Consider the following 26477-nt stretch of genomic DNA (forward strand, 5'->3'; position numbering starts at 1 on the left):
GTGCGAGACTCCTGCGGGAAAAGCGCGTCGAGGGGAGACCCCACAGGCGCAAAGCGACGAGGAGGCTCCCCGACCGCCCGCGGAAAGCGAGTGCCTGGAGTGGAAATGGACTTTCCATGTTTTACAAACCTAAATGAAAATTGAGCAAACTTGTTTTCATCGAGTTTGTCTACAGTGTTAGAATTCTGTTATGTTTTCATTTTCATTCCTATTAACGCACATTCCACTTTTACTATCGGTTTTCTTGATAATATAAATATTATGGTTACAGGTATGACTAATAAAACATAGTATTGGCCACTTTCTTTGATCCAATCATAAATAAATGAGTTGTAAACATATTCCAGAAAAAACATGTGAAAAAGATAAATACCTAATGTAATGGATCCTATTTCAGTAAAAAACGTTTGTTTTTTAGGAACTATACATAAAAAACAGTAAGTTGCTGCTCCCATAATTAAATATACGAGTAACTTATATATAAAACCGAGGGCAATGGAGCCTTCCATTAATTCCTGATAACCTAAGCGGCCATAAAACCATTCCCTCCAAGTCATTTCCCCATTGAAATAAATACCGATAAAGATCAACCCTAGTACAGCCCAGCCGATCAGGGCATTACTTTTCTTTTTAACCCATTCAAAATGATTTTTTTCTAAAAAATGACCAATTAAAAAGAAAGGAAAGAAAAAGAAGGTTCTCGACAAACTTAACCATTCATTCACTTCACCAAAGTAACCGATTATTAGAGAGACAATGATTGAAAGAGCGATTCCATATTTCCTGGAGGAAAATATAAACAATAATATATTCCAGCAGAATAAGCTTATTAAGAACCATAAAGCCCATCTTGGAGTCAATATTGTGAAGTCTATTGGTTCATCAAATACCTTCCGATAATAGAAGGTATATATCACCTGGAATATTACATAGGGAATTAGTATTTTCTTAATGAGCCCACAGAGGTCCTTTTTACTTTTTATCTTCCTGGAAAAATAACCGGATACTAAAATAAAAGCTGGCATATGGAATGAAAAAACAAACAGATAAATAGTTAAAATCCATTGGTTTTCTTCCACCATTCTAGCTAATGTGTGCCCCAAAACAACTAGTACGATTAAGACAGCTTTCGCATTATCAAAATACGGATCACGTTTCATGAAATCTTACCTCCTATAAAGAAACTGCCAGTTATATTTTCTAACCCTCATTTATGGTTTGAATGAAAAAGCCGGCGTTCCTCTACTATAGGATTGCCGGCTTGTAACTTCATTGGAGTATCTACCATATCACAGCTTGTTTACAGTTTAGTTAATGGAAAATAACAGTTTGATAACAGTCAAAAAACTGCCTATATATGGGTACACCCGCTTATTGGCTTACGTACCCGTTAGTGACTTGCCGGAACGAACAATCTCTTCCATCATCAAAACTCCAGGCAGTTCCAGACGTTTTCGTCTTTTCAAAACGGGTAGTGTATTATATAAGCATGAGTATGATAACGTCTCTCTATGGGAGGAATGTTCATGAATCCGGTCATTTTGTTTGATGGTGAATGCAACTTTTGCGATTCGAGTGTCCAGTTCATTATCAAGCGGGATCCGCAGGGGCTTTTTCATTACGCTTCGCTTCAAAGTGAGGCAGGACAAGAGTTGCTGAAGAAGTATGATGTTCCTGTAGATATAGATAGCATGGTGCTGATCGAAAAGGATAAGGCCTACTATAAATCGTCTGCAGCCTTGAGGATTTGCCGCCGCTTACAAGGGGCATGGAAATTGCTTTACGGTTTCATCATCGTCCCAAGCTTCATCCGGAACTTCGTTTATGATTTCATTGCCAGGAACCGTTACAAATGGTTCGGAAAGAAAGAAGAAAGCTGTATGCTGCCGTCGCCAAGTGTTCGAAAGCGGTTTTTATAAAAAAATGTAGTGGTTGGATTGGCATTGGTCCTCAACAAAAAAAAGGACGATAAGCGCTCTTGGCTTTTCGTCCTTTTCATTGTGTGAATGTGGAGTATCTCCATAAATGATTGGCCGTAGGGTGCGCCATCATTTCGAGCCCTTTGTTTTCCGCTAGGTGCAGCGGTTCCCAGTTTTGGTCGTCTGCCTCCTTTAGGTAGACTTCGTGATGCGGGGCCTGATCATGATAGCCGGCGATATTGATTTCACCATTTCGGTAAAAGGTCCCGATCACTTTATAATCCACGGCAGGTGAAATGATGATCGGATTGCCTACAGAGTGTGTCAGCTGGATTGTCGTTTTCTCATGATTGGATACTACGCGCTTCACTATAACACCTTCATCCGAGGCCACTCCCTCCTCAAGGAAATCCCCATCATGGTTGTAGGCCTCACTTTTCCCGACCGCTTTGGAAAATTCAATCTGGGCTTCCCTTTCCTTTTCGTGAATGAACACATCGACCCTGGTCCGGAAACGGGATGATTCAGGATCAAACCCGCGGTTGTCTCCTTTAAAATAGGGAACCTTTGAGGCCAGATTGGGGTTTTTCAGCCACTCTTCCGGTAAAAAAGTGGAATAGCGCAGCTGCCAATTTCTTTTCCTTTTACCATCCACATCGTTTTCAACTGACTGCAAAAGCTGTTTTACAGGTCCTACTTTTTTAGTATTCGTTATTTCCTCGATCGCCGCCTTTGCTTGGGATGAACCTTTTTTTACGGCTCCGACAATACTCGCTACAAGGGATTTCACGGCAAAGGACTCCTGCTCCGAGCGCGGAAGGGGCCGCTTCGCTTTAATGGTATATGTGTATTCCTGATTTTCACTAATACTCCGATCATTGAAGGAACATCCGCTCACTTTCCCAATATCCACGCCGTTTCGATAAATCGTATATTCTTTTATTCCCTTGATGGGCTCCCATTCCAGGCTGGCTTGGCCTTTTGCGACAATTGTCGTGAATACCAAATCCAAAAGGATATTATCCTCTTTTTTATTTTCGGCGGTCGTTGATGTCTGTATTTTCATCCTGTTCACTGCCTGTTCTTTTTCATTCAAGCTATCTATCGTGTACGTATAGATGGTTCCTGGGGCCAGACCCCGATCTGCCATCTTCGGCTCCGAGCCGCTGTAAATCAGCTCTCGCCCCCTGAATACCCGATAGTAACCACCTTCATCAGGCCAAATAAGCTTGATGGAATCCTCTTTCCGTTCAATTTTGCACATCAATGAAGCCGTTTTGAATACCGCTTGATGCTTCCTCTTATTGGAAAGCAGATAAGCAATTCCCGCAAGACCAAGAGCAAGCAATGAATGCCGTGCAGTGAATGTAACTCCGCCTACTTTTAAACGGGGAAATGAATAATGGGCAATCAACTTCTTCATCACCTCTTCTTTTCTAGGTGTTATTCTTTACCCACTTTAATCCCTGAGCACACTTTGCGATGTGCTGTGCTGGCATAAAAAAACCGAGGGAATGTTTACTCCCTCGGTCATGTATAAGTTTCACTGGATTATATTTTAACGGCGGCTTTTTTCCCCGCCTTTGCGTCCTGCTTCTTCACGGCTCATTTTTCCATCATCGGAATCATCACTTTGATTGCCCCGTGCCTCTCCGCCTTTTTCGCCGATTTCCTGATAGAATTCCTTGCCATGACTTTCGGAAGTGGCTTCTCCGCCTTTTTTACCAATCTCTTGATAGAATTCCTTATCATGATTTTCGGAAGTGGCTTCTCCGCCTTTTTGGCCAATCTCTTGATAGAATTCCTTATCATGATTTTGGGAGGTTGCTTCTCCGCCTTTTTGGCCAATCTCTTGGTAGAATTCCTTATCATGATTTTCTGAAGTGGCCTCTCCGCCTTTTTGACCAATCTCTTGATAGAATTCCTTATCATGATTTTTCGCTGTTGTTTCTCCACCTTTACGTCCTGCTTCTTCGCGACTCATTTTCTCATTGTTGTTAGCCATTAAAAATTCCTCCTTATTATTTGGATTTTCCATGTACTAGCTACATATGTCATGTACCCGCTTGAACAGCCATAAAACTAGATTCAGCTATAAACTTCAAATCGTTTTTTTAGCGGCGGCTTTTTTCCCCGCCATTAAGTTTGATCATTTTTCAATCGGAATCACGTTGCTCGGCTCTAGCCTCTCCGCCTTTTTTGCCGATTTCCTGATAGAATTCCTTATCATGATTTTCGGAAGTGGCCTCTCCGCCTTTTTGACCAATCTCTTGGAAAAATTCCTTATCATGATTTTTTGCTGTAGCTTCTCCGCCTTTGCGGCCAGCTTCTTCCCTGCTCATTTTTTCATTGTTGTTAGCCATTAAAACTCCTCCTTATTATTTGGATTTTTGATGAACTAGCTACAGTTTTATGTATACCCGATAGTTTTGATATAAAACTAGAATCTATTAAAACTTTTCCATTTTAATAGGAAAAGCCTCATGGATGCTATCACCCACGAGGCTCCCCGCTTATCCTTAACCTGACTTCGGAATTCCTTCTCGCAGGCGTTCTGGCAGCTCCACAAGGGTTTCATTCAAAGTATCCAATTTCGTTTCAATCCTATGAAGCAAATAAAGGGTAACAATGATCGGGAACCCAATATCACTGACAAACGGCAGGATTTGATCCACTTTTTCCACCTCTCTTCCAGGGTGACCAACAAGACCGGTTCTTAGATGAGTTCCACTTCCTCGACATTCCGCTCGACAAGGCGTGCCGCTTTCAAATCGACGAAATCCCCTGAAGATGTAACGAACACGTTCCCCGCAATGATTTTTTCCATTGCCAGTTTAATCGTATTCACTTCGACCGGCTCCTTCGGATTATCAACGGAAATCGTCGCTGACTTTCCTTCCTCCGTAACGAAAATCAATTCCAGTACTTTAGCCATTTCCAATCACCTCCCCCGCTTTCGGCATCTTTCCAAATACCGTTTAGCCAATCAATGAATACATATCGACCCTGGTCACTTCACCCATTGGATAATTCTGCACACTTGTGATTGCAACAGCCGTCGAAAACAATTGATCCGCCGTCGCCTCGACCTTGATGTTCGAAAAGGTCCTCCGCTTGAAAACGAGAGCCCCTTTTTCATTTAACCCCGTCTCAAAGTCGATCCGCAACGTACTTGAAACTGGAATCTGCTTTGCCATGCCACTCACCCCCTTTCACACTCTATATAAACTTTTACAGGATGAAAGTAGCATGATCTTGAAATTTTGCAGGGAAACGCAAAAAAGGCTCCCCATCATTTGGGCAGCACTAAAATCAGGAAATCCTTTTAATTATCTACTGGCATCATCCATTGTCTTCTTCTCTCACTAATAAATCCTTCTCAATCATGAGCGGTTTTTCTACAAAATTAATTCTTCTCATTATTTGTTGTATGACTCTCGGAAAGAAGTAAGCTCCAAAGAAAGCACAAATAAAAGCCTGTGACCAAGTTTTTAACCATGCAGATAAGAATTGATGATCATACCCCCTATTTATTGAAACTAATATGAATGAAATAAAAAAGGACATACAAAAAGCCATTAAACATGCATAAATAATATTTCTGTATTTAACGTTAATCTTCATTATTTTTCTGCTTCAACTCCATGATTTAATTTTAGATTCCAACTATATTTTATTTCTTCCATTTACATTAGTAAAACCAATTTTTATAATAGTTCTATTAGAATTACTAATGCAAAGGGGTCAGTTCGGTTGAATTCGTATTATGCTTTTATCAAAACCATAGAAACAGGCAGTTTTACAAAAGCGGCTGAGGAACTTGGCTATACGCAGTCCGCCATTAGCCAGATGGTCCATTCATTAGAGGAAGAGCTTTCCACCACTCTTATCTTACGTTCTCGAAAGGGTATTACACTGACACCAGATGGCGAGGAATTTTTGCCATATATCAGGAAGATTTGCAATTCACATAGGGAACTGACTGAAAAGCATAAAGAGATGGAGGGACTGCAAAGCGGCCTTATTCGAATTGGCACCTTTTCCAGTGTTACATGTCATTGGATACCAGGATTGATCAAGGATTTTAAGGAACTTTATCCAACTGTACATTTCGAATTACATCAAGGAAATTATACGGAAATCTCGAACTGGATTAAAGAAGGCAGCGTAGACTTTGGCTTTGTGAATTCAAATGTTTCGGATTTAACTACGATTCCCTTGCAAGAAGATGAGATGGTGGCTGTGATGCCAGTAGATCATCCTTTAACATCATTCACAGAAGTCTCCTTGGAGGAATTGCTAAAAGATCCTTATATTCTGTTGGATGAGGGAGTGATACATGAACCATTATTGATTTTTAAACAGTACGATTTTGAACCTGATACACAATACCGGGTATATGATCCTTATGCGATTATGTCCATGATTGAACAAGGGCTTGGCATTTCGATTTTACCGAAACTGCTCTTACATAAATGTCCCTATAATATTGTAACGAAAAGCATCTCTCCTTCTATTATCCGAACCATTACTTTGGCGTATAAGGATAAAAGGGTATTGCCAATCGCCAGCAGGTATTTTATTGACTTTATCATTGAAAGGTATAGGGAAATCTAACGTTTTTGCTTTTATCTTATTTTCCCTTTACATTCTTTTTTTATTACCGACATTCCTGATGCGAAGTTAAATTGCAGCTGCCTTTAAATGGCATGTCATGTTCGGCTTTTCTGGGAAATAATAATCTCGAAAGGAAGTGGATGTTGATGTCATTAGAATGGTTTGACAGAGTAAGCGGGGAATTGCAGGATCATCTTAAATCAATTTGTGAGAAATACGATCGCAATGGCAGTATGATCGTGGAGCGCGGATCTAAGCATCCACGCATCGAGTTTTATACAGAGCTTGAAGACGATGAGCGGGATTATTTTTCCTCGCTGTTTTTTGATCCGTATAATGAAGAATTTTATATGGAATCGTTCGATCCGGATTTAGGGCAGATCAGCAAGGTCATCCTTTCGGATATTGAAGATATCATCGATGCTGTCCATGAGAGCTTCCATAACTATTTGGAAGAAGATGAGAATGATGATGATTACGATTATGCATATGAAATGGATATGGATGATGATAATGATGATTTGTATGATCCTGACGGCGAAAATTCCGATATATACGAGATCGATGTAGATTGGGAAACGCCTGAAGTGACTGCCTATATCCAGGATAATGAAGTGGAGGTCACCTACCAGTTCGGTATCGTTCAGGAGACGGGTGATGGTGTGCTGAAACGGATCAATCGGATTCGAACAGCGGATGATGACCTGATAAAGGATGAAACGAATTTCATTTTCAGCAAGGAAGAAGCAAGCACGATCATCGCCATGATAGCCAGTCATATGGATTCACTTAGTGAAATGGAATAAAACCAACAAAACCTTGTCCATGATCATCATGGACAAGGTTTCATCATATAATAATCAGTTCATATACCTCTGATAATTGCGTGACCCGTTCGGAATCACTCGCTTCCTTTGCATGCTTGATTTCCTGAGGAAGAATATGGTTAAGGAGACCGGCTTCTTTACCGGATAGCTTATTGACGAGTTCTTCTTCCGAATGAAAGTGTCCGCTTTTGATTTTATTATATATTTCCTGCGCTTCAGGATATTGGTCCGTATAGTTAGACAATATCTCACGTAAGTAACCAATCGTACGATCCATCAAACCATCCCTCTCGAATGTTAGATTTTTGCTTACATGCTATACCTTCCCCCATTTTTTGATGATAAATTCCTGAAAAAAAAGATATCCAAGTCAATGGATACCCAATTAGTCTTCCTCCCAAAACAAATCATCCAATGTACGGGATAATGCTTTACAAATTCCGACACATAAACTTAATGAGGGATTATACCTTCCGGATTCAATCAATCCTATCGTTTGCCTGGATACGCCGACAATCTTGGCCAGTTCTTCTTGTGACAAGTCCTTTTCTACTCTCGCAAGCTTCAGTTTTATATTTTTCAAGGGACAGCACCTACTATTTCTTATTATCTTAGCTATTTTTCATTCCGATTTTCTTCGCCAGCAAGTATATACCGCCAAAAAACAGAAGTAAAATCGGCAAATAGATCATGACGGATACAAACGATACCAATACAAAATACCATACGCCCTGGGAACTGCCATCGGCATAGGATACAGCACTATTCACGCCCATGAATATAGCGATGATAAGTGCTAAAGCAACCGCCCCAAGAACCGTCTTCCTGCTCATCGGCGTTTTGCTGTTGCGGTCATGCATCTCCACCTCATCCCAGAATACACCTAAGAAAATCGAACGAGCTAAGTAATACAGCCCCCCTCCAACAAGGATCGCGAATTCCAGATATAACTCCCCGCTGCCTGCACCATATTTATATAATTTGAAAAGTGCACTCGCCAGGCAAATGACCAAGATGACATAGTACATTTCTTTATAAATTTTATTTCTTACATTCTCAATCCGCTCATCCGTGATCTTTTTCGTTCGTTTAAATAGATTCACCTTTAATCGACCTCCATTTAATTCCATCGCTTACCCTTATTATATGATTCATTTTGCTTTTTGCAACATATATATTACATTTTATAATTTATAAATTGCATTATGTATAAAAAAAGGGACCCACACATCAAGTATGGATACCTATTTATGGCTTTACTCGTAAGTTTTGGGGATTTACTCGTGAATTCTAAGCATTTACTCGTGAGTTTTTGGGTTTTACTCGTGAATTTCAACGTTTTACTCGTGAATTCATCATTTTACAAGTATATTTCATCATGCTTAACAATTACTCTTCATTAAGATGATAGCAAAGTTGGACAACGCCAGAGGAAAAGGTTTTCGTATCAACCAGTCTTAGATTCAATCTCTCATTCATGTCAATAAATAAGGGTTTTCCTTCCCCTAAAACAACAGGGTGAACAGATAACCTAAATTCATCAACCAGCCCAAATTTTATAAAAGATGTAATAAGACTTGCCCCGCCATACAGCCAGATGTCTTTACCGGGCTTTTTCTTTAATTTATTTACTTCTTCAACAATATCTTCATTTATGATCGTTACGTTATTATCAGTGCTTTTTCTTGTTTTGGAAAACATGAATTTTTGTTTGCCATGAACGATATTCCACATTTCTTTTTCAGTATCGGATACCTCATTTTCTGGCGTATATTGCCCCCATAAGTCATAGCTTTTTCTTCCATAAAAAATAGTATCAATTTGATTCAAGAAATCAATGAACCCCATTTCAGGATCCATAATGCACCAGTCAATTTCTCCTTTCGGCCCTTCAATGAATCCATCTAATGTAACTGCTAAATCTAAAATAATTCTTCTTGGTCTTTCATTAATGGTCATTCTTTAATCTCCTTTTGCCGTTTATCAGCAAAGCCAAAGGTTTCGCGGCTTTATCCGAATGAACGTACTCTTATTACCTCAGGGAATCCCCATGAATAATCACTGCTTTTCAACATTTCATCAGAAGTTACTTCAGTTACGTTAGTTTTATCTTACAGCTTCTATCATAGTATTAAAAGATTGTATCAAAAACTAAGGAGACTTGCGATGAAAGCAATGGTATGCACGAAATACGGTTCACCCGATGTTCTGGAACTCAAAGAGGTAGTAAAGCCAACCCCAAAGGACAACGAAATACTGGTAAAGGTTCACGCGGCAACAGTGGCTTCTGGGGACGTAAGAGTCCGGAGTTTCAATAGCCCTTTCTTATTATGGCTGCCGATGCGAATGTTCCTGGGCCTTAGAAAACCGCGAAAACCGATACTCGGAGTGGAGTTGTCCGGGGAGATAGAAGACACGGGGAGGAATGTGACAAAATTCAAAAAAGGCGACCAGATTTTTGCCATGACTGGAATGAATTTCGGGGCCCATGCCGAATACACATGCTTACCTGAAGACGGCCCAATCGCAATGAAGCCTGCCACTATGACCTATGAAGAAGCTGCCGCCGTTTCTTTTGGTGGAACGACAGCTCTGCATTTTTTCAGAAAAGCCAATATCCAGGACGGACAAAAAGTCCTCATCTATGGCGCATCCGGTTCGGTGGGCACTTCCGCGGTACAGCTGGCCAAATACTTTGGAACAGAAGTTACCGGAGTATGCAGTGCCGCTAATTTTGAATTGGTGAAATCATTGGGAGCCGATAAAGTAATTGATTATATGGAAGAGGATTTTTCGGAAAGACAAGAGCAATATGATATCATCTTTGATGCAGTCGGGAAAAGTTCGAAAGCCACATGCAAAAAAGCACTGACCGCGAACGGGCGATATGTCTCAGTTGAAGGACAGGGAATAGCAAAGGAACGTACGGAAGATTTACTATTTCTCAAAGAGCTAATCGAAACTGGAGAATTAAAATCGGTCATTGATAAACGCTACCCGCTGGAACAGATTCCCGAAGCTCATAAATACGTAGAGCTAGGACATAAAAAAGGAAATGTCGTGATAACTTTGGTTCATGATAAACCCTGACAGCACTTTGCATACCGCCGCTTTTTGCGTACTTTTGTCACCCATGTTTCAGCTTCTGGAATCTTTCTCCTTTTAGAGAATGGCTCCAATAATTCTAATGACCGAATCCCAACCTCATACTCCTATGGATTTTTCCGTAGGAGTTTTAGCATTTAATCACAAATATAAATTAACCCTATCTAGGAATTTTTAACTATAAATCTCTTTTATTTTTAATTGTTTTAATATAGCATGGTAAGCATAACCTTAGCTTCCATGTAAAAATAAAAAGGTGATAGGATATGATGGTAAAATATGGACAAGTTATCCAATAGCGTAAAATTTGAATATGAGTTTACAACTGATAAAGACTCTATTCCCTTTGATTTAAGGCATTCTCCTGCCGTTGCATTAAGGGTTGAGGGGATTCTTACAATTAAAATAAATAATGATATATATTTCCATGCGGATATTGCATTGTTAGAATTTTATCTCTATTTACTAAAATGGGTACAAACAAACAAAAAAGGTAGAGACGTACAAGAATTCAAATATTATTCTTTGGAATTTGATGAAGATGAAGCAATAATTTCTTTACTTCCCTTTGGAAATAGCGCAAGACTAGCATCCATTTGGGAAGTGAATAAATTATACAATGTTTTTGAATTAAGCTATATAGTACAAAAGCTAACCCAACTTACAAACAGGCTTGGGAGGGATATTGAAAATCATTATGATATTCAAATGAATACTTTCATAGGGAAAGTACCTTTAAAAGGTTAACTATTTTAATAAAGAATTAGAAGCTTTTTGGCCTCATCCCTATATGGTTCGGGATGAGGCCATTCCACCCCTCTCCAGACTAAAGTCAAACTAGAGAAAAAGTCAGTTTGACTATATTTTTTTATTTGAAAAACTCTCCAGTTGATTGGAACGGAAGGTACGAGACTCCTGCGGGAAAAGCGCGTCTAGGGGAGACCCCGCAGGCGCAAGCCGAGGAGGCTCCACGACCGCCCGCGGAAAGCGAGTGCCTGGAGTGGAAATCAACGTTATTATCGAATTAGCCCCCCTTAAACACGAACATTATATTATATTTATATTTTAATGTTCACTTTTTTATTGATTATCTAGCATTTGTTTGTTATATTAGCAAAGTAATAATCGTAATTACTCGTATAAGCTCGGAAATATGGTCTGAGCGTTTCTACCTGGTTCCCAGTTAAAGAACTAGACTACGAGTTAAAGTATTCGGCCGCCCGCTTTTTGAGCAGCTAATGATTTAGCAATCGCTTCACTTTTGCTTGATTATCTATACTTTAACTATCGTAGGTCTAGAAGGCAGCATTCATTCTGCCGTTCTGGACCTTTTTCTTTGACCACAACTGCGAGTGTTTCAAACAATTGGATAATTTGTTTTTAAGGAGAGAAAAAACATGTTAAAAAAGTACACTCTATTAGGAATCATTACTTTACTTTTCGTGTCGGTGATTGCAGCTTGCAGTTCCACTTCCAAAAATGAAACGGTCGAAAAAAAGACTCAAAGGCCGATCATGATTCAAGGTCCAATGCCAATCGAAGCTGAAAATTTCGCTAAAAAGCTAGAAAATGTTAAAGAAGAAAAATCAGGGGATTTTGTATTTTACATTGGAACTTTAGACAATTATCCTGTAATCGTTGCAAAAACAGGTAAAGGGATGGAAAATACGGCTGCCGCTACAGCATTGGCCATTGAAAGATATAACCCTATTGCCATCATCAATCAAGGGACATCAGGCGGACATGATCCAAGCTTAAACGTTTTTGATATTGTTTTAGGAGAAAGAACGGTAAACCTAGGTTCATTAAAAACGGCCGATAAAGCTGAAAACGAAGGAATCGATCCAACCGTTTGGAAACCAATGGACCTAATGGCTTCTGAAGGAAGTGCAGGAGAAGATCCTAATGCTGAAAAACCACGCTTCTACGAAGGAGATAAGGATTTACTCGCAGCTGCTCATGCAGTTAAGGATACTTACACAAAAGGTAAGGTTGTCGATGGTACTATCGGTTCTGCAGACGTTTGGAATAATGAAGTGGATCGGATTAAATGGTTCCATACGAAATATGGTACATCTGTTGAAGAAATGGAAGGAGCTTCGGCAGCACAAATCGCCAAAGCTTACGATGTGCCCTTCCTAGGTATACGGGTGCTATCCAATAATAAAGTGAATGGCGGTAAATATAACCCTAATACAGCAGCAGCCAATCAAGAATATGTGTATGAAGTGGTCAAAAAATATATCTCTTCGATGCCAAGCAAATAAGATCGGGCTCGGAGCATATAGAATTAGAATCTTTTTGGTCAACTATCCCTATAATGAAAAAAAAGAAGAGCACATAATATGTGCTCTTCTTTTTTTCGCGGGTGCCCTAATTAGCTGACTATTGATTCTTCCTCCTTGCAAAAGGTTAAGCTGAGGCTATTCAACGTGTAAAGTCTAGCGGTGAAAATGAATAAATCGCTGTAGTTATTTTCAACGTACTCTTCAATGATTGCCATCCCTTTTCTGAATCTATCAACTAATAAGAGCGTATAGTTTTCATCCCAGGTAAACCGGTTGATCCGTTTAAGTTCATCGGCCAATACTTGAAACTTAAACTCCTCAACAAGAAGCTTCAATTGATACAATTTATCTTTATTTAAACAAAAGCAATTGTTTTCATTTTCATGATTTTCCCGGACGAATGTAATGAAACCCTTTAAATTATCAGCTAACATATTCGCTATTTGCATCTCGAAGTTCATTTCCAACAGCTCCTCAATGTCTAAAATCTATATGAAGAGTGTATGATTTGAAATGATATTTTAACACCAACAATTCTTTTTCGAGATAGATTCCTTGTACATTTCATGATAGAATTCACAAAAAAAATTGCCCCCCTTCCTTCCAAGGGGACAATCTTACATCGAATCCAGAACTAAAGAGATAAGCAGGCCCGCAGCGGTGAATATGCCCGTGATCGGCCCTCCGTCTTCATATGCTTCAGGCATCATCGTTGAGGCGATCATGGCGATGATTCCCCCTCCCGCAAAGGCTGCCATCGCTGCCAGGACATAGTCCGGGGCATGATCGAGGAATAGATAGCCCGACATCGAGGAAAGTGCCGAAATGATCAGGACGGAAAACCACAGCAGCATGATTTTCTTCTTGGAGTAATCACTTTTGAGCAGACCTGTTGTACTTGAGAGCCCCTCCGGAATATTACTGATGAAGATGGCAATGACCAATAGCCAGCTTACCGAGCCGCCGCTTATTAAGCTTGCGCCAATCATGATCGACTCCGGTATGGCATCCATCACCGTCCCGATGAAAATGGCTAGGCCCGCTTCCTTCGAAGAGCTATTATTGGACCGTTTCCTTTTATCCGCACCTTTTTTGGAAATAAGAAAATCCAAGGCAGTAAACACGGCGGCCCCTGCTATGAATCCGATCCCCGTCGCCCAGATTCCTCCATCACTCACCGAATCAGCAAGGAGCTCATATGCCGCGGCACCAATCAATACACCCGTACCAAAGGCCATAATATAGCCAATGATGTTTTTCTTTATCGGAATGAGGATGGCGGCAAGTGCGCCAAGCAGGACGGCAGAACCCGATACCCCTCCCCAAAAGACCGCATTCCACATAGAATTCCCCCATTTCCTTTTTATAGGATAGTGTACCCGGGTTGATGTTGGGGTAAACAAGGGGCCGCTTTTGGCTATTCCAGCAAAAAAAAGCAGGTATATTCGCTGCCATGGTTTTCGTATAGAATAGTAGAGTTGTACTGAGTACTACTCTTCGCTTCCTTATATGACTGATATTTGCGGTTTTCCTTCTTCTCTTTCACTAACCTTTTCGATTTTATCGACAAACATTTGAAAAACCTTTCTCTTTTCTTCCAGCTCTTTTATCGACTCTTTCAATTCGTTCAATTTTTGTTCAAAAGGTTTATGATAGAGCTCGCGGATGTTTCGAATAATTTCATCATTTATAGTGGATTGTACAACTTGTTTAGTAATATTGAATTTATAGGAATAAACCTGAAGGTCACGCTTAACTTCTTCATACTCTTTTTCTATCCCATTTAATACATCACTGATTTCTTCATTCCATTCGATTAAAGCCTTTTTCACATGTTCCTCCACCCTTATTCCCCCTCTTTAACTAACAAAAAATCTTCTCCATAAAAACTTATTTTATCAAAAGAACATTTCGGTTTCTTTTCGGCTTAGTTACTTAACATATAAGTTTTATTAAAAACAGATAACAGCGAGTTACGAAACACTTTTAAAAATTCACATAGAATGTAACGTGACCACTATAACCTATGGAGGTGTTCAGACTGATTCATACAGTGAAACCTGGTGAAACACTGACACAGATATCCAGGGACTATCGTACACCACTATCTGAAATCATCGCTGCTAACCCGACCATAAACCCTAATGTCATTTATCCTGGCCAACCCATTATGATCCCTGGTTTTCCCCCTCCTGATACCATTCCATTTAGAATCGATGTGTCCGTTAACAATCGTAAGCTAAGGCTGCTAAAAAATGGAGTATTGCAAAAGCAATACCCGATCGCCGTTGGAAGAATGCTGTTCGGTACACCGGTAGGAAAATTCATCATCATTAATAAAGCCCCCAACCCCGGAGGCCCATTCGGTACGATGTGGATGAGTCTATCCAAGGAACACTACGGCATTCATGGAACGAACGATCCCAGCTCAATTGGTAAAGCCGTCTCAAAAGGCTGTATTCGCATGCATAATCGGGACGTGGAGGAATTATCAAGGATTGTTCCAATCGGGACACCGGTTACGATTCATCCTTAATGGATGATTAATAACTCTGGAGGTTTTTTATCAGAGGTTGGTAGGCACGTATCATGAAGATAATGTGGAGACTGAAGAGGACAGCCTGACGTCGGCTGTTCCTTTTTGTTTTGATTTAAAAAAACCGCCCCCTAAAAAGTAATTATTTTACAATTAAATATTGCATGATATTATTAATAATTAAGTAGGTAAGAGCAATGAAACGATAGCATCTAAGAAGTGAAAAATATGAAAAAGAAAATCATCATGTGGGTTACTGGTGTTCTAGTAGTCATTATTCTTCTTGGGTCAGCAGGCATGACATTCTATAAATACGCTCCAACTGAAGGAAAAACAACTACTGAAACCATTGAATGATTTTACTTTTGATTTCTGTTTCAATAAAGCATGTTCCACATCGAAATGATACATCATGAATTGCCAATAAAATATGGCGGAACAAACTCGATGTCTAATTTATTTCCATTGCCAAGATGACTCCATCAACAAACAGTAACTCTGGCGGGCTTCATATTAATTAATAATGGAGGGGATTAGTGAATTGAGTCATTTTGTACATAACACCCTATCTGGACTTAAAAAATTGTTGGATAACAACGAACAAATGAAGACAATATCAGAGGAAGGTGAAGTTGGTAGCGTTTCTTGTTCTTTTAATGCTCCAATACAAACAACTGAAATTGAATTGTTTGAAAGGGAAAATAACATCAAGCTTCCTGAAGACTATAAGGCCTTCTTAACACTCCATAATGGGGCAAGAATATATGAATTGATCGCAGAAGACGATATTAACATAGGAGGCGGTCTTGAGATATTTAGTTTAGACGAAATAAAAGAATATCAAGAGATTGAATATCTAAGTGAACACGGGATTCCGATTGCACATCTGTTGAATGATTGTTATCTAATACTAGATACCGAAAAACTAAAGAGTGGGAATCCAAATTACCTTTGTATTATGGAATTCACAGAACTTTCATCTCTAAATCTTAATTTTGAAATCTTTTTAGACCGCTACATTATTTCACAAGGTGAAGTGTTTTGGAGCTGGCCTATATACACAGCTGAAAACTACTATAGAACTAGGTAAAAAAATAAAAGAGCGATTGCTAATTAATGCAGTCGATCTTTTTGAATATTATTTCGATTCGATTTCAAGTATCACTGTTTGTTTATTGTCGTTTTTGTTTGTTTGAGATATATCATCTGCGATATCGTTATGTTCAGACTCTTCTTTAGAAGGTGAGGGAAAATAGGCATAATGATACATAGTTTKAAATTTAGCTAGTTACAGAAAAAACGACAGGAGGTTCCCCCTGCCATCTCATTCAATTCATATTAATCGGCCAATAATAAAACACCAGTGTAACCATGATGATCATGACGCCGCTGATCATTAAATAGGCTGGGTATCTGCGGGTGATGTTCATTTCTTTTTGCTCGTCTATTTCAATCGGTGTTTGAAGAATATTTGCATGAAATTCCCTTTCTTCGATGGTGATCGTTCCATACTTGGAGCCAATGATAAGTGCACCTATGCTTAAAATTAAACCAATGATGACAGGATTGAGGTAAACGGGAAGGCTTATTCCGAACATGCCGAGACTTTCTCCAAGTATCACGCCAACGAAGCCGAATACGATGCTCCAAAATGCGCCTTCCTTCGTTACCTTCTTTGAGAATACGCTTGATATGGCAATCGGTCCCCATGATGCCGCAAATAGTGTAGCCGCAAAGTAGCCGATCCACATGACGGCAGGTGGCTGGAACAATCCAATCAATAGAATGATCAAGCTGATCACAACCATGGAAATGCGGCTAGCCCGTAATAGATGATGATCGGTATATTCCTTTTTCCGCGATTGTTCCATGATATCCCGTGTAATGCTGCTTCCTATAATCTGAAGGAAGCTCGAACAGGATGATAATGCGGCAGCCATGATGCCGCTGACGATGATGACTCCAAGCCATGTCGGGACAATATTCATCGCTGCCCAAATGAATACCTTTTCCGTCGGGGCGATATCCGCTTTAATGGTGGTGATTGTCGATATGCTGATATGGAGAAACAAATAGACGGTCAAAATGGATATCGTTGCCCAAACGCCGGCCCGGATGGCCACATGTTCATTTCTGGCCATTAAATATCGGCTACTTTGCCATGGACTCACGGCAATGACAATGCCCCAGACCAAGCCCATGATGACGGCCCAGGCCAATGCTTCCCAAGGAGTGCCCATCGTTGCGGCAGGTCCGGTAATGCCATGCCAGCTTAATAAATCAGGCCGTTCAGCCAGGTTTGCCGCTTTCATAACGGCATCTGGGAACCCGCCTGCAGATTTGATGATATAAGGAAAACTAAGATACGTTGCGATCGAGAATAAAAAGAACATCACCGTATCATTGACCATGACGCCCTTCGCTCCTGAAAGAATGGTGAAGGATGAATACACGACCCACATGATCACCAGAGCCATTGGATAGGAAACACCAGAAACCTCGGCCAATAAAACGGCTGCCCCTTGAGTAACGGCAACCAAGTATGCAGCGATTCCAAGAATCGTCGTGATCGCAGCCGCCAGCCTTACCTTCTTAGAATGAAAGCGGTTACCAAAAAATTCAGGAACGGTCAATGATTTGCTTCTTCTTAAATACCTGCCAAACAGGAACACTCCGAATATATAGCCGCTTGCATTAAAAATAACGAGGATAAGCAGCAGGATCGGATACCCTTCATAGGAAAATCCCGCTTCTCCCATGAAAGATACCGTACTTAGGAAAGAGGCAACAAGCGTACCCGTAATCATCAATGTGTTTCCGCTTCTTCCAGAAACATAGTATTCCTCTGAGCTTTTCACTTTCCTGAATAAAAAGATGCCAATCGAGACATACACACAAAAGGATATGATAATACCAAGGAGAAAGGCCACTTACATCCCCACCTTTTCAATCGGATCTTTTGCTTTTATTTCTTCTTGATTTCTTTTCATTCTTACTAGGAAAACCTTCGTGATCCACCCCATGACAATTAAGGAACCCCCATAGCTTAAAGAGAAAATCAGCTCACCCATTTCTTGACCCCCTTATCAAAATAGAAATAATCAATCATTAAATATGCAATATCCATACCAAGTTTTTGAATATTCAGATTTTAATAGAGGTTAATTTATTATTAATCGTCCTGATAGCTAAATTGGTATTTGCCCAGTTTGCGCATGATCGTCGTTTGGCTGACCTCCAGGGCTTTGGCCATTTTTCTGGTTGATTTATAGGTGGAAAGGGCCTGTGACAATAATTGCTTTTCCGTTTCCTCTAACGCTTTTTTCAAGGGAATGATTCCTGTTAAATTGACCAGTGCCGTATCTTTGTAGGTTAAATCGGAAGGCAAATCCTCTATCGTTACGATAGGCTTTCTAGCCGTGACGACGATTTGTTCGATTACATTTTCCAACTCCCGAACATTGCCCGGGTAATCCTGCAGCTGCAGAATTAACTTGGAATGATCATCGATCGTGATGGATTGACCGTATTTTTCATTGAACTTCTTCAGAAAATAATCGGTTAATAATAAGATATCTTCCTTCCGCTCACGCAGCTGCGGTATTTCCATTGGAACGACATGCAGCCGATAATATAGATCTTCGCGGAACTGATTATTCTTGATCATTTGCTTCAAGTCTTTATTCGTGGCGGAGATGATGCGAATATTCACCTTTTTCTCCTTCGTTCCTCCCACCTTCATGAATGTTCGATCCTGGACCAGATGGAGGATTTTCACTTGAATGTCGAGCGGCATTTCCCCGATTTCATCAAGAAACAACGTGCCGCCATCAGCACTCTCAACCAGCCCCTTTTTCCCGTGCTTATTAGCTCCCGTAAATGCACCGCTTTCGTAGCCAAACAGCTCGGACTCAATTAAAGCCGATGGTATCGCGCCGCAATTCACTTGAATGAAACTCTTATCCTTTCTGCTGCTGAGATCGTGAATGACCCTTGCTAAAACCCCTTTTCCGACTCCGGTTTCTCCATGGATGAAGATGGAAGAATCCATCGGGGCGACTTTTTCAGCTAACTCAAAAACCTTTACCATCTTATCCGAATTTGTAATGAAGTTATTGAAAGAAACGGTTCTCGAATTTTCATGCTGGGCCCGCTGGTTCCTAAGGTTCACTCTATTCAATTGACTCTTCATCTCAACCAATTCCGTGATATCCCTGGAGTTCGAAACGATTCTATATAAGTTCCCCTCCTCATCAAAAATCGGCTTCGCTGTGCTGAATACCGTCAACCCATGCGGATAGGTTTGCTCCGCCGAATGGATCGCTTTCGTTTTCATCGTTTTTAATGTAACCGAATTGACGATCAATCCCTTATCAACTAACTCATTAATGTTCTTATTAATAAAGGCCTCCGGCGGCAGCCCGGTAAGCTTCTTGCACGCCTCACTCACGAATAGCGTGTCCCCGTTCGCATCCGTCACGAAGATTTCATCATAGCTGGAATCTAGGATTTGCGTGAGCTCCTTTACCTTCTTTCTTGTCACTTCCAGCTCTTTCTGCAGTGATTCATTTAGACTAATTAAGCTATTCATCTTCTTTTTAAGCTGCATTTCCCTGACTTCAGAGATCGGATGGCAGCTATATTGGTTATCACCATGTTGAATCACAAAATCATAGGTGCTCATATCCTCTTCACTAAGCTTATCTAAATCATCAACGACGACAAACGATGAATTAAGATAAGCCGTGATTTCCTGATTATCGCCATCGCTATCCAATCTCTTCAAAAAGAAACCTTCATCCAATATGCCGAGGATCTCCAAGTGATTTTTCATGACAATAAAAGGCGAAGAATTAATTTTCAGCAAGGATTTTACATCCAAAATAGAAATATCGGAAAATACAATTAGTGATTCCTTTTTTACTTCCATCACTTCACCCCATATTTTGATTGCGAACCATTTTTGTTACACTTTTTGATACGAAAAGAAATAAGTATCATTTTCAGAAGCGGCGAATGTCTCTAAATCAACAAATTCAGAACTGAACCTTTTATGAATCACCGCTTTCCAAAAAAGGTTCACTTATCTATCTATAAAATACGATACCCATGAGCCATACCCTCTTTATCCAAGTAAAAAAACGATTATGAAACCACATTCCCCTGGAACGGCATGGTTATTGCATATTGAACCTGTATAGGGATAGGTAGAGGCGGATGCCCTCTATACTCTCATTCTATCTAACATTAGGGAGTGGTCATGGATATGGCTCAATTCAAGAATCTGTTTACCCAATTAACGATCGGTTCTACTGAATTAAAAAACCGGATCTTAAGTACAGCACATCAAACAAATCACGTCACGGACGGAATCCCCACTTCGGATATGGTCGCCTATCATGAAGCCCGTGCTAATGGGGGCGTCGGATTGATCATCCTTGAAGCAGCATCCGTACATCCATCCGGCATGCTTACGTCCAAAACGATCGCAGGGTATGACCAAAGAATTGTCGATGCCTACAAAGAGCTTTCCGAAACGCTTCATAAGTATGGAACGAAGGTTTTCTCGCAGCTATTCCATGGCGGACGGGAAGTCGTATCGAGCGACTACCGAAATGCGGCATGGGCGCCATCCGCCGTTCCCAGCCTGCGCTTCGGTGTGATGCCAAAACCAATGAGCTTGGAGGATATTGATGGAGTGATAGAAGGATTCGCCCATTCAGCACAGCTGGCAAAGGAAGGCGGACTTGATGGAGTGGAAATTTGCTGTTCACACGGATATCTTCCTGCCCAGTTTTGGTCGGTTCATACAAATAAACGTACGGATCTCTATGGCGGATCATTCGAAAATCGGATGCGATTCATTGTGGAAATCTTGGAGAAGGTATGGGACAGAGTCGGGGAAGACTTTACCGTCGGCATTCGCATGAGTTCAGATGAACTGACGATGGACGGGACTACGATGAAGGATTCCGTGCAAATCGTCGAATATCTCGCGGAAAAAGTCCGATTAGATTTCATTAATGTCACAGCCGGAGATTCAAGTACCTTCGAGGGATCAACCCATATCGTGCCGCCATCACCGATAAAGCACGCATACCTTTCACCACATGGATTCAAAATCAGGATGGCGGGAGCCGTACCGGTCTTTGTCGGCAATCGAATCGTCGACCCCGTTGAAGCCGAGCAGATCGTATCAACCGGAAAAGCCGATGTCGTCGGAATGACCAGGGCCTTAATCGTCGACCCAGACATGCCCAACAAGGCAAAAGATGGCGACCTGCAAGCAATCGATGCATGCATCGGCTGTTTACAAGCCTGTATCGGTCACTATCATAAAGGACTGCCGATTGGCTGTGTCCAAAACCCGACAACCGGTAAAGAAGCATGGATCTTGCCAGAATTAAAGAAAACAAGAAGCAAACAGAATGTCCTCGTGATTGGCGCAGGACCTGGCGGATTACAGGCAGYCATAACCGCGGATTCACTAGGTCATTCCGTGACACTGATCGATCAAAGCAAATCCATCGGCGGCCTGCTTCGTACCATGCGCAAAGCACCGATGAGGCATGAACTCGCAGAATCGATGCTCGATAACTACTCCCGGAAACTAATGAGAAGCAATATAAATGTGCAATTAGGCAAAACAGCCACCGCTCAAGAAATATCCGAAGCGAACCCGGACGCCATCATCTGTGCAACCGGCTCACGGCCCTATACACCAGCCATCGAAGGAATCGATGACCCACGGATCATCATGAGTGATGACCTCTTCAGCTCAACCAAAAAAGTCGGGGACAACGTACTCGTATTCGACTTTGGCGGCGACTGGCCCGGCATGGAAGCAGCCATCTACCTAGCCGAAAAAGGCCGCCACGTCACACTCATATCATCACGACTGCACATCGGTGAAACCGTTCACCAATATCTCAGGAACGAATACCTAAAAAAACTATACAACCTAAACGTCACACTCCTTCCCCATTACGACATCGGGGCAATCAAAGAAAATCACGTCATCATCCGGAACCTATTCACCCAACAAAAACAAGAACTAACCAACTGGGACTCCATCGTCCTCTCCCTTGGCCGCATACCCAACACAGAACTATTCGAAGAAATGAAAGGCCATGCGCCTATTGTGAAACAGATTGGGGATTGCCTTGGACCACGGACGATTGAGGAAGCGACGCATGAGGGGATGATGAGTGTTATTAGTATATAGGAGGGGAGAGACATCCTTTGGTGGGGGATGTCTCTTTCTTTTGATGATATAGGTCTGGCACGACCTGCTTATTATTTTTATCTTCTTGTCTAACACTTTAAACTAATATAAACCAACAGCAACAACTATTATATACTCTAATTTTTTCTCTTTATCTCCAATTCAATTCCTTTTATCCTTCAAAATGTATTATTTTCAATCCATTTTGTATATAATACTATACATAAGAGGTGGAGAATTTGAAAAGAGGAAAAGTAAAAAACAACGTGAGATATTTTCGAAGATTACATGATTTTACTCAAGAAGAACTTTCGGATCGAATAGGTGTACACAGACAAACCATTGTTGCTTTGGAAAAACAAAAATACGAACCCTCAATAGGAATTGTTTTAATGCTCTCTGCTGTATTAAATGAACCAATCGATAAATTATTCTTTTTAGAAGAAAAAACAGATTAAATTCAGGAGGGATCTTTATGCGTTTGAAAAAGTGGATGCTTTTAGTTGGTTATATGTGCTTGTTCTTAGGCTTTGGATATTCATGTTATTCAATTTTTGTAGATGAAACAGGAAGTAATTTCTGGATTATGTGGGGGATAGCTTCTCTTGTTATGGGTTATCAAGTAATTAATTTCTTAGTCAAGAAAAAAAACGATAAGTGGAACGATAGTTACGTTGTTGCAGATCAACGTGTTTTTCGTAAAATTTTAGTTTCTCTCTCTATATCATATGTTTTTATTCTAATTTTTTTATTGATTGGAACAATTGGATTCTATAATGATTTCATTTCAGGCTATAATATTTTGGTCGGAGCTATTATTTCAAGTTTGTTGGTTTTTATGATTTCTCAAATTGTGCAACGCTTTGTACACTAATCCAAATAAAACTTCATATAGGTTGTAAAAAAGTTAGTAAATCCTCCCTTATAGAATTGTAAGGTAAAAAATTATAAGGAGGATTTTAAATGACAATCATTAAACCATTATCTTTAAATGCCCTAGAAAAACAATCATTTAAAGAGATAATCCAGGAAAAAGTAACATCCCAATTTAATCTTGCAGCTGACTTTGGTAAGTTGCAGGCAAACGAAATTGATTATTCTGTGTTAAATGAAGGAAAAGTTGCAAAAATGGAAAGTACGATTGGTAAGCAATTTACTATTCCTGTGAAAACACACGAAGGATTAGATGGTGAAGTACATTACACCGAAGTAAATGGGTCCTACCTTTATAACGTTGCAACTAAAACGACAGATGATAAGCTATTAGCAGATTTTCGTAAACTTGCTTATTCAAATGAGGAATTTAACAAACTATCAAAGCACATTACTAAAGTTGGTTATACTCTAAACAATGATGAAGAGTATGTAATTCAGAACACCAAGTATTTAGAAGATAAAGAAGAAGGTAAAGTACTTTCAGACTCCCTAAATATGTTTTCTCTTCCTTTATACCAAAAGGAAAATTTAGTTGGTATGCTATCTATTGATGAAAGTAATATGAAACCAGCTATTTTAATTGGTAATGAAAGAATATTTGTTCACGAAAATGGAGAAATCGTAACAATCCAGGCAGATTCTTGTTCTCTATCATGGGCAGCATGTATGAACAAACAATTAGGATGTTCTACTTGGAATAGTTGTTTGATTATATATGGAAGTTGTCTTGGTGCGTGCTGTACCTGTCTAAATCCCCTTTCTTGTATTGTATGTGCAGTATGTGCAGTTGCAGTTGTAGGTGCTGCATGGACCTGCAGAATGTGTGTTCCAGGTGCTGCAAGACCAAAAGAATGTCCAAAATAATTTTCAGAGACTGTCTAGTTTAGGCAGTCTCTTTTTCTATTTTAAAATACTAAAAAACTAAATTAAGAAAATCACTAAAATGGTTGTTTTATTTGTGACTTTCGGACTTTAAGAAGAGAAGGGGGAAAATTCTAATATTCTGGTTGTGCTGCAGGAAACAATGGCAATGTGGATAGTGGATAGTTATTTTTCAAATCCCGATTACTACCCATTTGAGCTGTAGAATATCCTATTATCCCTAGGTTAAAAAAGGAACATTAACAAACATATGCTCCAATTATTTCTTTCTGTAAAATAGGATTAAATAACCAATTATAGTATTATTTAACTCAATAACAAACAATGTTATAGATGTTAAGGAGGATATAAAATGAAGAAAGATTTATATGAATTGGTGAGTGAAGCTAAGTCTAAACCTCATAAGTTAGAGCCGGTTATCTTTTTATTTCAACCTAAGATTCTAAAATCATTATTTCAAACAAAACAACAAGAAAGAGAAGATTTAACTCAAGAATTAGTTATTTTGATTATTAAAATCGTAAATAGATACGACGTTGATAAAACTCCAGGATTTTTTGAGTTTCAAACTAAATATCACAAAAAGAAATAAAATGGAGGGGATCTTATATGGAAACTTACACGACCCTTGTTAATATAATTGGTAATTTCGGATTTCCAATATTTGTTGCCTTATATCTTTTTATTAGGTTCGAAAAGAAATTGGAAAAGCTTGAAAAAGCTATTGTGGAATTAGGAAATAATATTCGAGGTGAGAGAAAATGAATCCAAATATTTTCAAGTGTTTTTGCGAAGTAAGAAATACACAAACATTTATCACAAAATGTTTAGATGACAACTCACTCTCCAATGAAGACAGAGATTTTCTGATTGATTTAGTTCAACGGACATCAGAAATCTCTAATAAAATAGAAAAGTATTATCCACAAAAAAGAGGTGATGATAATGAATAAATCTGATTGTTGCAGTAATCAACTTTTCGAGTATGAAAATAACAATAGAAAGTTTATAAATAGTAAGATTATAAAATCCTTTTTAAAAGAAGAAAAAAATTATGCACTGTATAAAAAAGCCATATGTACTCCTTCAATCAAAAATAAGAATAAATTAGATGAAGAATTCAAAAAACATTTATTTTATATTCGTTTTGTATCGCTCATATCCAAAACCATACATTTTACAGCAGTTAAATACGATATAAGTATTAACGATCAAAATAAAAATTTCCCTATCATTCTAAATGCTGAAAATGATGAGTCTATCCCCTTATTAGACACGATTGAAGTTAAAGAAGAAGGATATGAGAAGATTTATAATGGAGATGCCGAAACCATCGAAGATATTACCTCAGATAAGGAAATTGCCAACGCTCTATCCCAATTAACCAATACTCAAAAGAAAACACTAAAGTTAAAATATGTTGATAATTTGGCATTTAAAGAAATAGCGGTAATAATGAACGTTTCGCAGCAGGCAGTTTCTAAAAACCACAAACTAGCAATTAATAAATTAAGGAACCTCCTTCAAGAAAAATAGTTGCTTGTCCCCTCATTTTGCCTGCAACCACATTCCCCTTGGGAACCACAAAAATAAGCTCCCATATTAATGCGAAATGAAGTTTCAGATCTTTTTTTAATAGATGTTTTTCATTTTAGGTTCCTAACTGCTGAAAGTCCTCGGCCTACAACCCGAAAAAAATAAAAATATAAGACTAAGTTTGGAGATGGCCATTAAACTGCAGTACCTTTTTATGCTAGGAATACGGTTTACTACACCAATTATTAAAACCAACAATAAGGAGTTAGAGACATTCCTTTTGGGAATGTCTCTTTTTGAGGATGGTTTCTTTTTATTTAGCCTTCCGCTCAAAGTGATAATGAAGTCTATATTCACAAATATCCTTTGTCATATTAAACAAAACCCTCTGGTCTTCTGGTCTGACATCAAAGTTCAGCTTGAAAATATCATCCTCGTAAGAAATTAACCCTTTAGAGCTTCCACAGAATAATACCTCCTCTTCTGACCAAGCATGTCGTTCATCTCCATTATTAAAACTCTCTGTTAGACCAATACTCTTAATCTATAAAATGATTCATTTTATATTTTCCCAATTGACTCGATTCCTACTCTTATATATATTTC

At 39.5% G+C, this 26477-nt stretch carries 34 protein-coding genes, 1 pseudogene and 1 riboswitch; of the genes and pseudogenes, 17 read left to right on the plus strand and 18 right to left on the minus strand.

Translation table 11 applies throughout. The annotated features are described in order from the left end of the window. Positions 1–188: 188 nt before the first annotated feature. Positions 189–1160: an acyltransferase family protein gene (locus AC1DVB_RS07470; protein ID WP_230137665.1), complete on the minus strand. Its 972-nt coding sequence runs from the start codon at positions 1158–1160 to the stop codon at positions 189–191. 366 nt (positions 1161–1526) lie between these two features. Between AC1DVB_RS07470 and AC1DVB_RS07475 the strand changes: the two genes are divergently transcribed. Beyond that, complete coding sequence (locus tag AC1DVB_RS07475; protein WP_477588790.1) at positions 1527–1919, plus strand: thiol-disulfide oxidoreductase DCC family protein; 393 nt, start codon at positions 1527–1529, stop codon at positions 1917–1919. A 76-nt stretch (positions 1920–1995) separates the two neighbouring features. Here AC1DVB_RS07475 and AC1DVB_RS07480 read toward each other — a convergent pair whose 3' ends face one another. From AC1DVB_RS07480 to AC1DVB_RS07510, 7 genes and pseudogenes are all read right to left on the minus strand, one after another. After that, positions 1996–3342 (minus strand): DUF3238 domain-containing protein, encoded by a 1347-nt coding sequence (locus AC1DVB_RS07480; RefSeq protein ID WP_477588792.1) that lies wholly within the window; start codon positions 3340–3342, stop codon positions 1996–1998. 135 nt (positions 3343–3477) lie between these two features. Beyond that, the gene (gsiB, locus tag AC1DVB_RS07485; RefSeq protein ID WP_477588794.1) at positions 3478–3924 is read right to left on the minus strand and encodes a glucose starvation-inducible protein GsiB; all 447 of its coding nucleotides are present in this window, start codon (positions 3922–3924) and stop codon (positions 3478–3480) included. A gap of 154 nt (positions 3925–4078) precedes the next feature. After that, positions 4079–4282, minus strand: a pseudogene (locus tag AC1DVB_RS07490) (KGG domain-containing protein); the annotation flags it as partial. 156 nt (positions 4283–4438) lie between these two features. After that, positions 4439–4594 (minus strand): YvrJ family protein, encoded by a 156-nt coding sequence (locus tag AC1DVB_RS07495; protein WP_034309764.1) that lies wholly within the window; start codon positions 4592–4594, stop codon positions 4439–4441. Between the two features lie 41 nt (positions 4595–4635). Further along, the gene (locus AC1DVB_RS07500) at positions 4636–4854 is read right to left on the minus strand and encodes a DUF2922 domain-containing protein (RefSeq protein ID WP_057276944.1); all 219 of its coding nucleotides are present in this window, start codon (positions 4852–4854) and stop codon (positions 4636–4638) included. 43 nt (positions 4855–4897) lie between these two features. Further along, the gene (locus AC1DVB_RS07505; protein WP_053536156.1) at positions 4898–5116 is read right to left on the minus strand and encodes a DUF1659 domain-containing protein; all 219 of its coding nucleotides are present in this window, start codon (positions 5114–5116) and stop codon (positions 4898–4900) included. A gap of 145 nt (positions 5117–5261) precedes the next feature. Continuing rightward, on the minus strand, positions 5262–5543 hold the full coding sequence (locus AC1DVB_RS07510; protein ID WP_063575294.1) for a DUF2798 domain-containing protein: 282 nt from the start codon (positions 5541–5543) through the stop codon (positions 5262–5264). Between the two features lie 129 nt (positions 5544–5672). Between AC1DVB_RS07510 and AC1DVB_RS07515 the strand changes: the two genes are divergently transcribed. Next, positions 5673–6536, plus strand: a complete 864-nt coding sequence (locus AC1DVB_RS07515) for a LysR family transcriptional regulator (RefSeq protein WP_477588797.1) — start codon at positions 5673–5675, stop codon at positions 6534–6536. A gap of 146 nt (positions 6537–6682) precedes the next feature. Next, on the plus strand, positions 6683–7342 hold the full coding sequence (locus AC1DVB_RS07520; protein WP_477588799.1) for a hypothetical protein: 660 nt from the start codon (positions 6683–6685) through the stop codon (positions 7340–7342). A gap of 43 nt (positions 7343–7385) precedes the next feature. On the opposite strand, the gene AC1DVB_RS07525 is transcribed toward AC1DVB_RS07520, so the two are convergent. The 4 genes from AC1DVB_RS07525 to AC1DVB_RS07540 all read right to left on the minus strand — a co-directional run bounded on the left by AC1DVB_RS07525 (position 7386) and on the right by AC1DVB_RS07540 (position 9322). After that, on the minus strand, positions 7386–7640 hold the full coding sequence (locus AC1DVB_RS07525) for a sigma-G-dependent sporulation-specific acid-soluble spore protein CsgA (RefSeq protein WP_095678967.1): 255 nt from the start codon (positions 7638–7640) through the stop codon (positions 7386–7388). 108 nt (positions 7641–7748) lie between these two features. Next, on the minus strand, positions 7749–7946 hold the full coding sequence (locus tag AC1DVB_RS07530; protein WP_458357259.1) for a helix-turn-helix transcriptional regulator: 198 nt from the start codon (positions 7944–7946) through the stop codon (positions 7749–7751). Positions 7947–7974: 28 nt separating this feature from the next. Then, positions 7975–8466 carry a DUF6773 family protein gene (locus AC1DVB_RS07535; protein ID WP_057276948.1) on the minus strand — a complete coding sequence of 164 codons (492 nt, stop codon included), beginning with the start codon at positions 8464–8466 and terminating at the stop codon, positions 7975–7977. A 286-nt stretch (positions 8467–8752) separates the two neighbouring features. Then, positions 8753–9322, minus strand: a complete 570-nt coding sequence (locus tag AC1DVB_RS07540) for a dihydrofolate reductase family protein (RefSeq protein WP_057276949.1) — start codon at positions 9320–9322, stop codon at positions 8753–8755. 207 nt (positions 9323–9529) lie between these two features. Between AC1DVB_RS07540 and AC1DVB_RS07545 the strand changes: the two genes are divergently transcribed. The 3 genes from AC1DVB_RS07545 to AC1DVB_RS07555 all read left to right on the plus strand — a co-directional run bounded on the left by AC1DVB_RS07545 (position 9530) and on the right by AC1DVB_RS07555 (position 12735). After that, positions 9530–10453, plus strand: coding sequence for an NAD(P)-dependent alcohol dehydrogenase (locus tag AC1DVB_RS07545; RefSeq protein ID WP_377333686.1), 924 nt, complete (start codon positions 9530–9532; stop codon positions 10451–10453). A gap of 294 nt (positions 10454–10747) precedes the next feature. Beyond that, positions 10748–11215: a DUF7878 domain-containing protein gene (locus AC1DVB_RS07550; protein ID WP_477588803.1), complete on the plus strand. Its 468-nt coding sequence runs from the start codon at positions 10748–10750 to the stop codon at positions 11213–11215. Positions 11216–11583: 368 nt separating this feature from the next. Beyond that, a riboswitch (purine riboswitch) is annotated at positions 11584–11687 on the plus strand. A 178-nt stretch (positions 11688–11865) separates the two neighbouring features. Then, positions 11866–12735: a 5'-methylthioadenosine/S-adenosylhomocysteine nucleosidase gene (locus AC1DVB_RS07555; protein WP_477588805.1), complete on the plus strand. Its 870-nt coding sequence runs from the start codon at positions 11866–11868 to the stop codon at positions 12733–12735. Positions 12736–12845: 110 nt separating this feature from the next. On the opposite strand, the gene AC1DVB_RS07560 is transcribed toward AC1DVB_RS07555, so the two are convergent. From AC1DVB_RS07560 to AC1DVB_RS07570, 3 genes are all read right to left on the minus strand, one after another. Then, entirely contained in the window at positions 12846–13217 is a 372-nt protein-coding gene (locus tag AC1DVB_RS07560) for a hypothetical protein (protein ID WP_134784576.1), read from the minus strand. Between the two features lie 156 nt (positions 13218–13373). Next, positions 13374–14099, minus strand: a complete 726-nt coding sequence (locus AC1DVB_RS07565) for a ZIP family metal transporter (protein WP_034309799.1) — start codon at positions 14097–14099, stop codon at positions 13374–13376. Between the two features lie 162 nt (positions 14100–14261). Then, on the minus strand, positions 14262–14600 hold the full coding sequence (locus AC1DVB_RS07570; protein ID WP_034309801.1) for a hypothetical protein: 339 nt from the start codon (positions 14598–14600) through the stop codon (positions 14262–14264). Positions 14601–14797: 197 nt separating this feature from the next. Here AC1DVB_RS07570 and AC1DVB_RS07575 point away from each other — a divergent pair, with 197 nt between their 5' ends. The 3 genes from AC1DVB_RS07575 to AC1DVB_RS07585 all read left to right on the plus strand — a co-directional run bounded on the left by AC1DVB_RS07575 (position 14798) and on the right by AC1DVB_RS07585 (position 16382). Beyond that, positions 14798–15292 carry a L,D-transpeptidase family protein gene (locus AC1DVB_RS07575; RefSeq protein ID WP_403191959.1) on the plus strand — a complete coding sequence of 165 codons (495 nt, stop codon included), beginning with the start codon at positions 14798–14800 and terminating at the stop codon, positions 15290–15292. A gap of 228 nt (positions 15293–15520) precedes the next feature. Next, the gene (locus tag AC1DVB_RS07580; protein ID WP_268750812.1) at positions 15521–15649 is read left to right on the plus strand and encodes a hypothetical protein; all 129 of its coding nucleotides are present in this window, start codon (positions 15521–15523) and stop codon (positions 15647–15649) included. A gap of 184 nt (positions 15650–15833) precedes the next feature. Next, positions 15834–16382 (plus strand): SMI1/KNR4 family protein, encoded by a 549-nt coding sequence (locus AC1DVB_RS07585; RefSeq protein ID WP_057276954.1) that lies wholly within the window; start codon positions 15834–15836, stop codon positions 16380–16382. A 238-nt stretch (positions 16383–16620) separates the two neighbouring features. On the opposite strand, the gene AC1DVB_RS07590 is transcribed toward AC1DVB_RS07585, so the two are convergent. The 3 genes from AC1DVB_RS07590 to AC1DVB_RS07600 all read right to left on the minus strand — a co-directional run bounded on the left by AC1DVB_RS07590 (position 16621) and on the right by AC1DVB_RS07600 (position 20222). Next, positions 16621–18222, minus strand: a complete 1602-nt coding sequence (locus AC1DVB_RS07590) for a sodium:solute symporter family protein (protein WP_098863824.1) — start codon at positions 18220–18222, stop codon at positions 16621–16623. Further along, the gene (locus tag AC1DVB_RS07595; protein ID WP_153246165.1) at positions 18223–18363 is read right to left on the minus strand and encodes a hypothetical protein; all 141 of its coding nucleotides are present in this window, start codon (positions 18361–18363) and stop codon (positions 18223–18225) included. A 101-nt stretch (positions 18364–18464) separates the two neighbouring features. Further along, a complete protein-coding gene (locus tag AC1DVB_RS07600; RefSeq protein ID WP_477588809.1) occupies positions 18465–20222 on the minus strand; it encodes a sigma-54 interaction domain-containing protein in 1758 nt (585 codons plus the stop codon). Positions 20223–20558: 336 nt separating this feature from the next. Here AC1DVB_RS07600 and AC1DVB_RS07605 point away from each other — a divergent pair, with 336 nt between their 5' ends. The 8 genes from AC1DVB_RS07605 to AC1DVB_RS07640 all read left to right on the plus strand — a co-directional run bounded on the left by AC1DVB_RS07605 (position 20559) and on the right by AC1DVB_RS07640 (position 25871). Then, positions 20559–22517, plus strand: a complete 1959-nt coding sequence (locus AC1DVB_RS07605) for an oxidoreductase (RefSeq protein WP_477588811.1) — start codon at positions 20559–20561, stop codon at positions 22515–22517. A gap of 230 nt (positions 22518–22747) precedes the next feature. After that, positions 22748–22975, plus strand: a complete 228-nt coding sequence (locus AC1DVB_RS07610; RefSeq protein WP_226990532.1) for a helix-turn-helix transcriptional regulator — start codon at positions 22748–22750, stop codon at positions 22973–22975. A 17-nt stretch (positions 22976–22992) separates the two neighbouring features. Further along, on the plus strand, positions 22993–23391 hold the full coding sequence (locus tag AC1DVB_RS07615; protein ID WP_034309810.1) for a hypothetical protein: 399 nt from the start codon (positions 22993–22995) through the stop codon (positions 23389–23391). Positions 23392–23480: 89 nt separating this feature from the next. Further along, entirely contained in the window at positions 23481–24317 is an 837-nt protein-coding gene (locus AC1DVB_RS07620; RefSeq protein WP_477588814.1) for a hypothetical protein, read from the plus strand. A gap of 370 nt (positions 24318–24687) precedes the next feature. Next, on the plus strand, positions 24688–24927 hold the full coding sequence (locus tag AC1DVB_RS07625) for a hypothetical protein (protein WP_052137339.1): 240 nt from the start codon (positions 24688–24690) through the stop codon (positions 24925–24927). Between the two features lie 17 nt (positions 24928–24944). Beyond that, complete coding sequence (locus AC1DVB_RS07630) at positions 24945–25100, plus strand: YvrJ family protein (RefSeq protein ID WP_072273495.1); 156 nt, start codon at positions 24945–24947, stop codon at positions 25098–25100. Further along, positions 25097–25288, plus strand: coding sequence for a hypothetical protein (locus AC1DVB_RS07635; protein WP_268565175.1), 192 nt, complete (start codon positions 25097–25099; stop codon positions 25286–25288). Before AC1DVB_RS07630 ends, AC1DVB_RS07635 begins: the two co-directional genes overlap by 4 nt. Beyond that, positions 25281–25871 carry a sigma-70 family RNA polymerase sigma factor gene (locus AC1DVB_RS07640; protein WP_477588817.1) on the plus strand — a complete coding sequence of 197 codons (591 nt, stop codon included), beginning with the start codon at positions 25281–25283 and terminating at the stop codon, positions 25869–25871. Before AC1DVB_RS07635 ends, AC1DVB_RS07640 begins: the two co-directional genes overlap by 8 nt. Positions 25872–26477 lie beyond the last annotated feature (606 nt).

This window comes from Peribacillus sp. P4_D6, assembly GCF_056401795.1.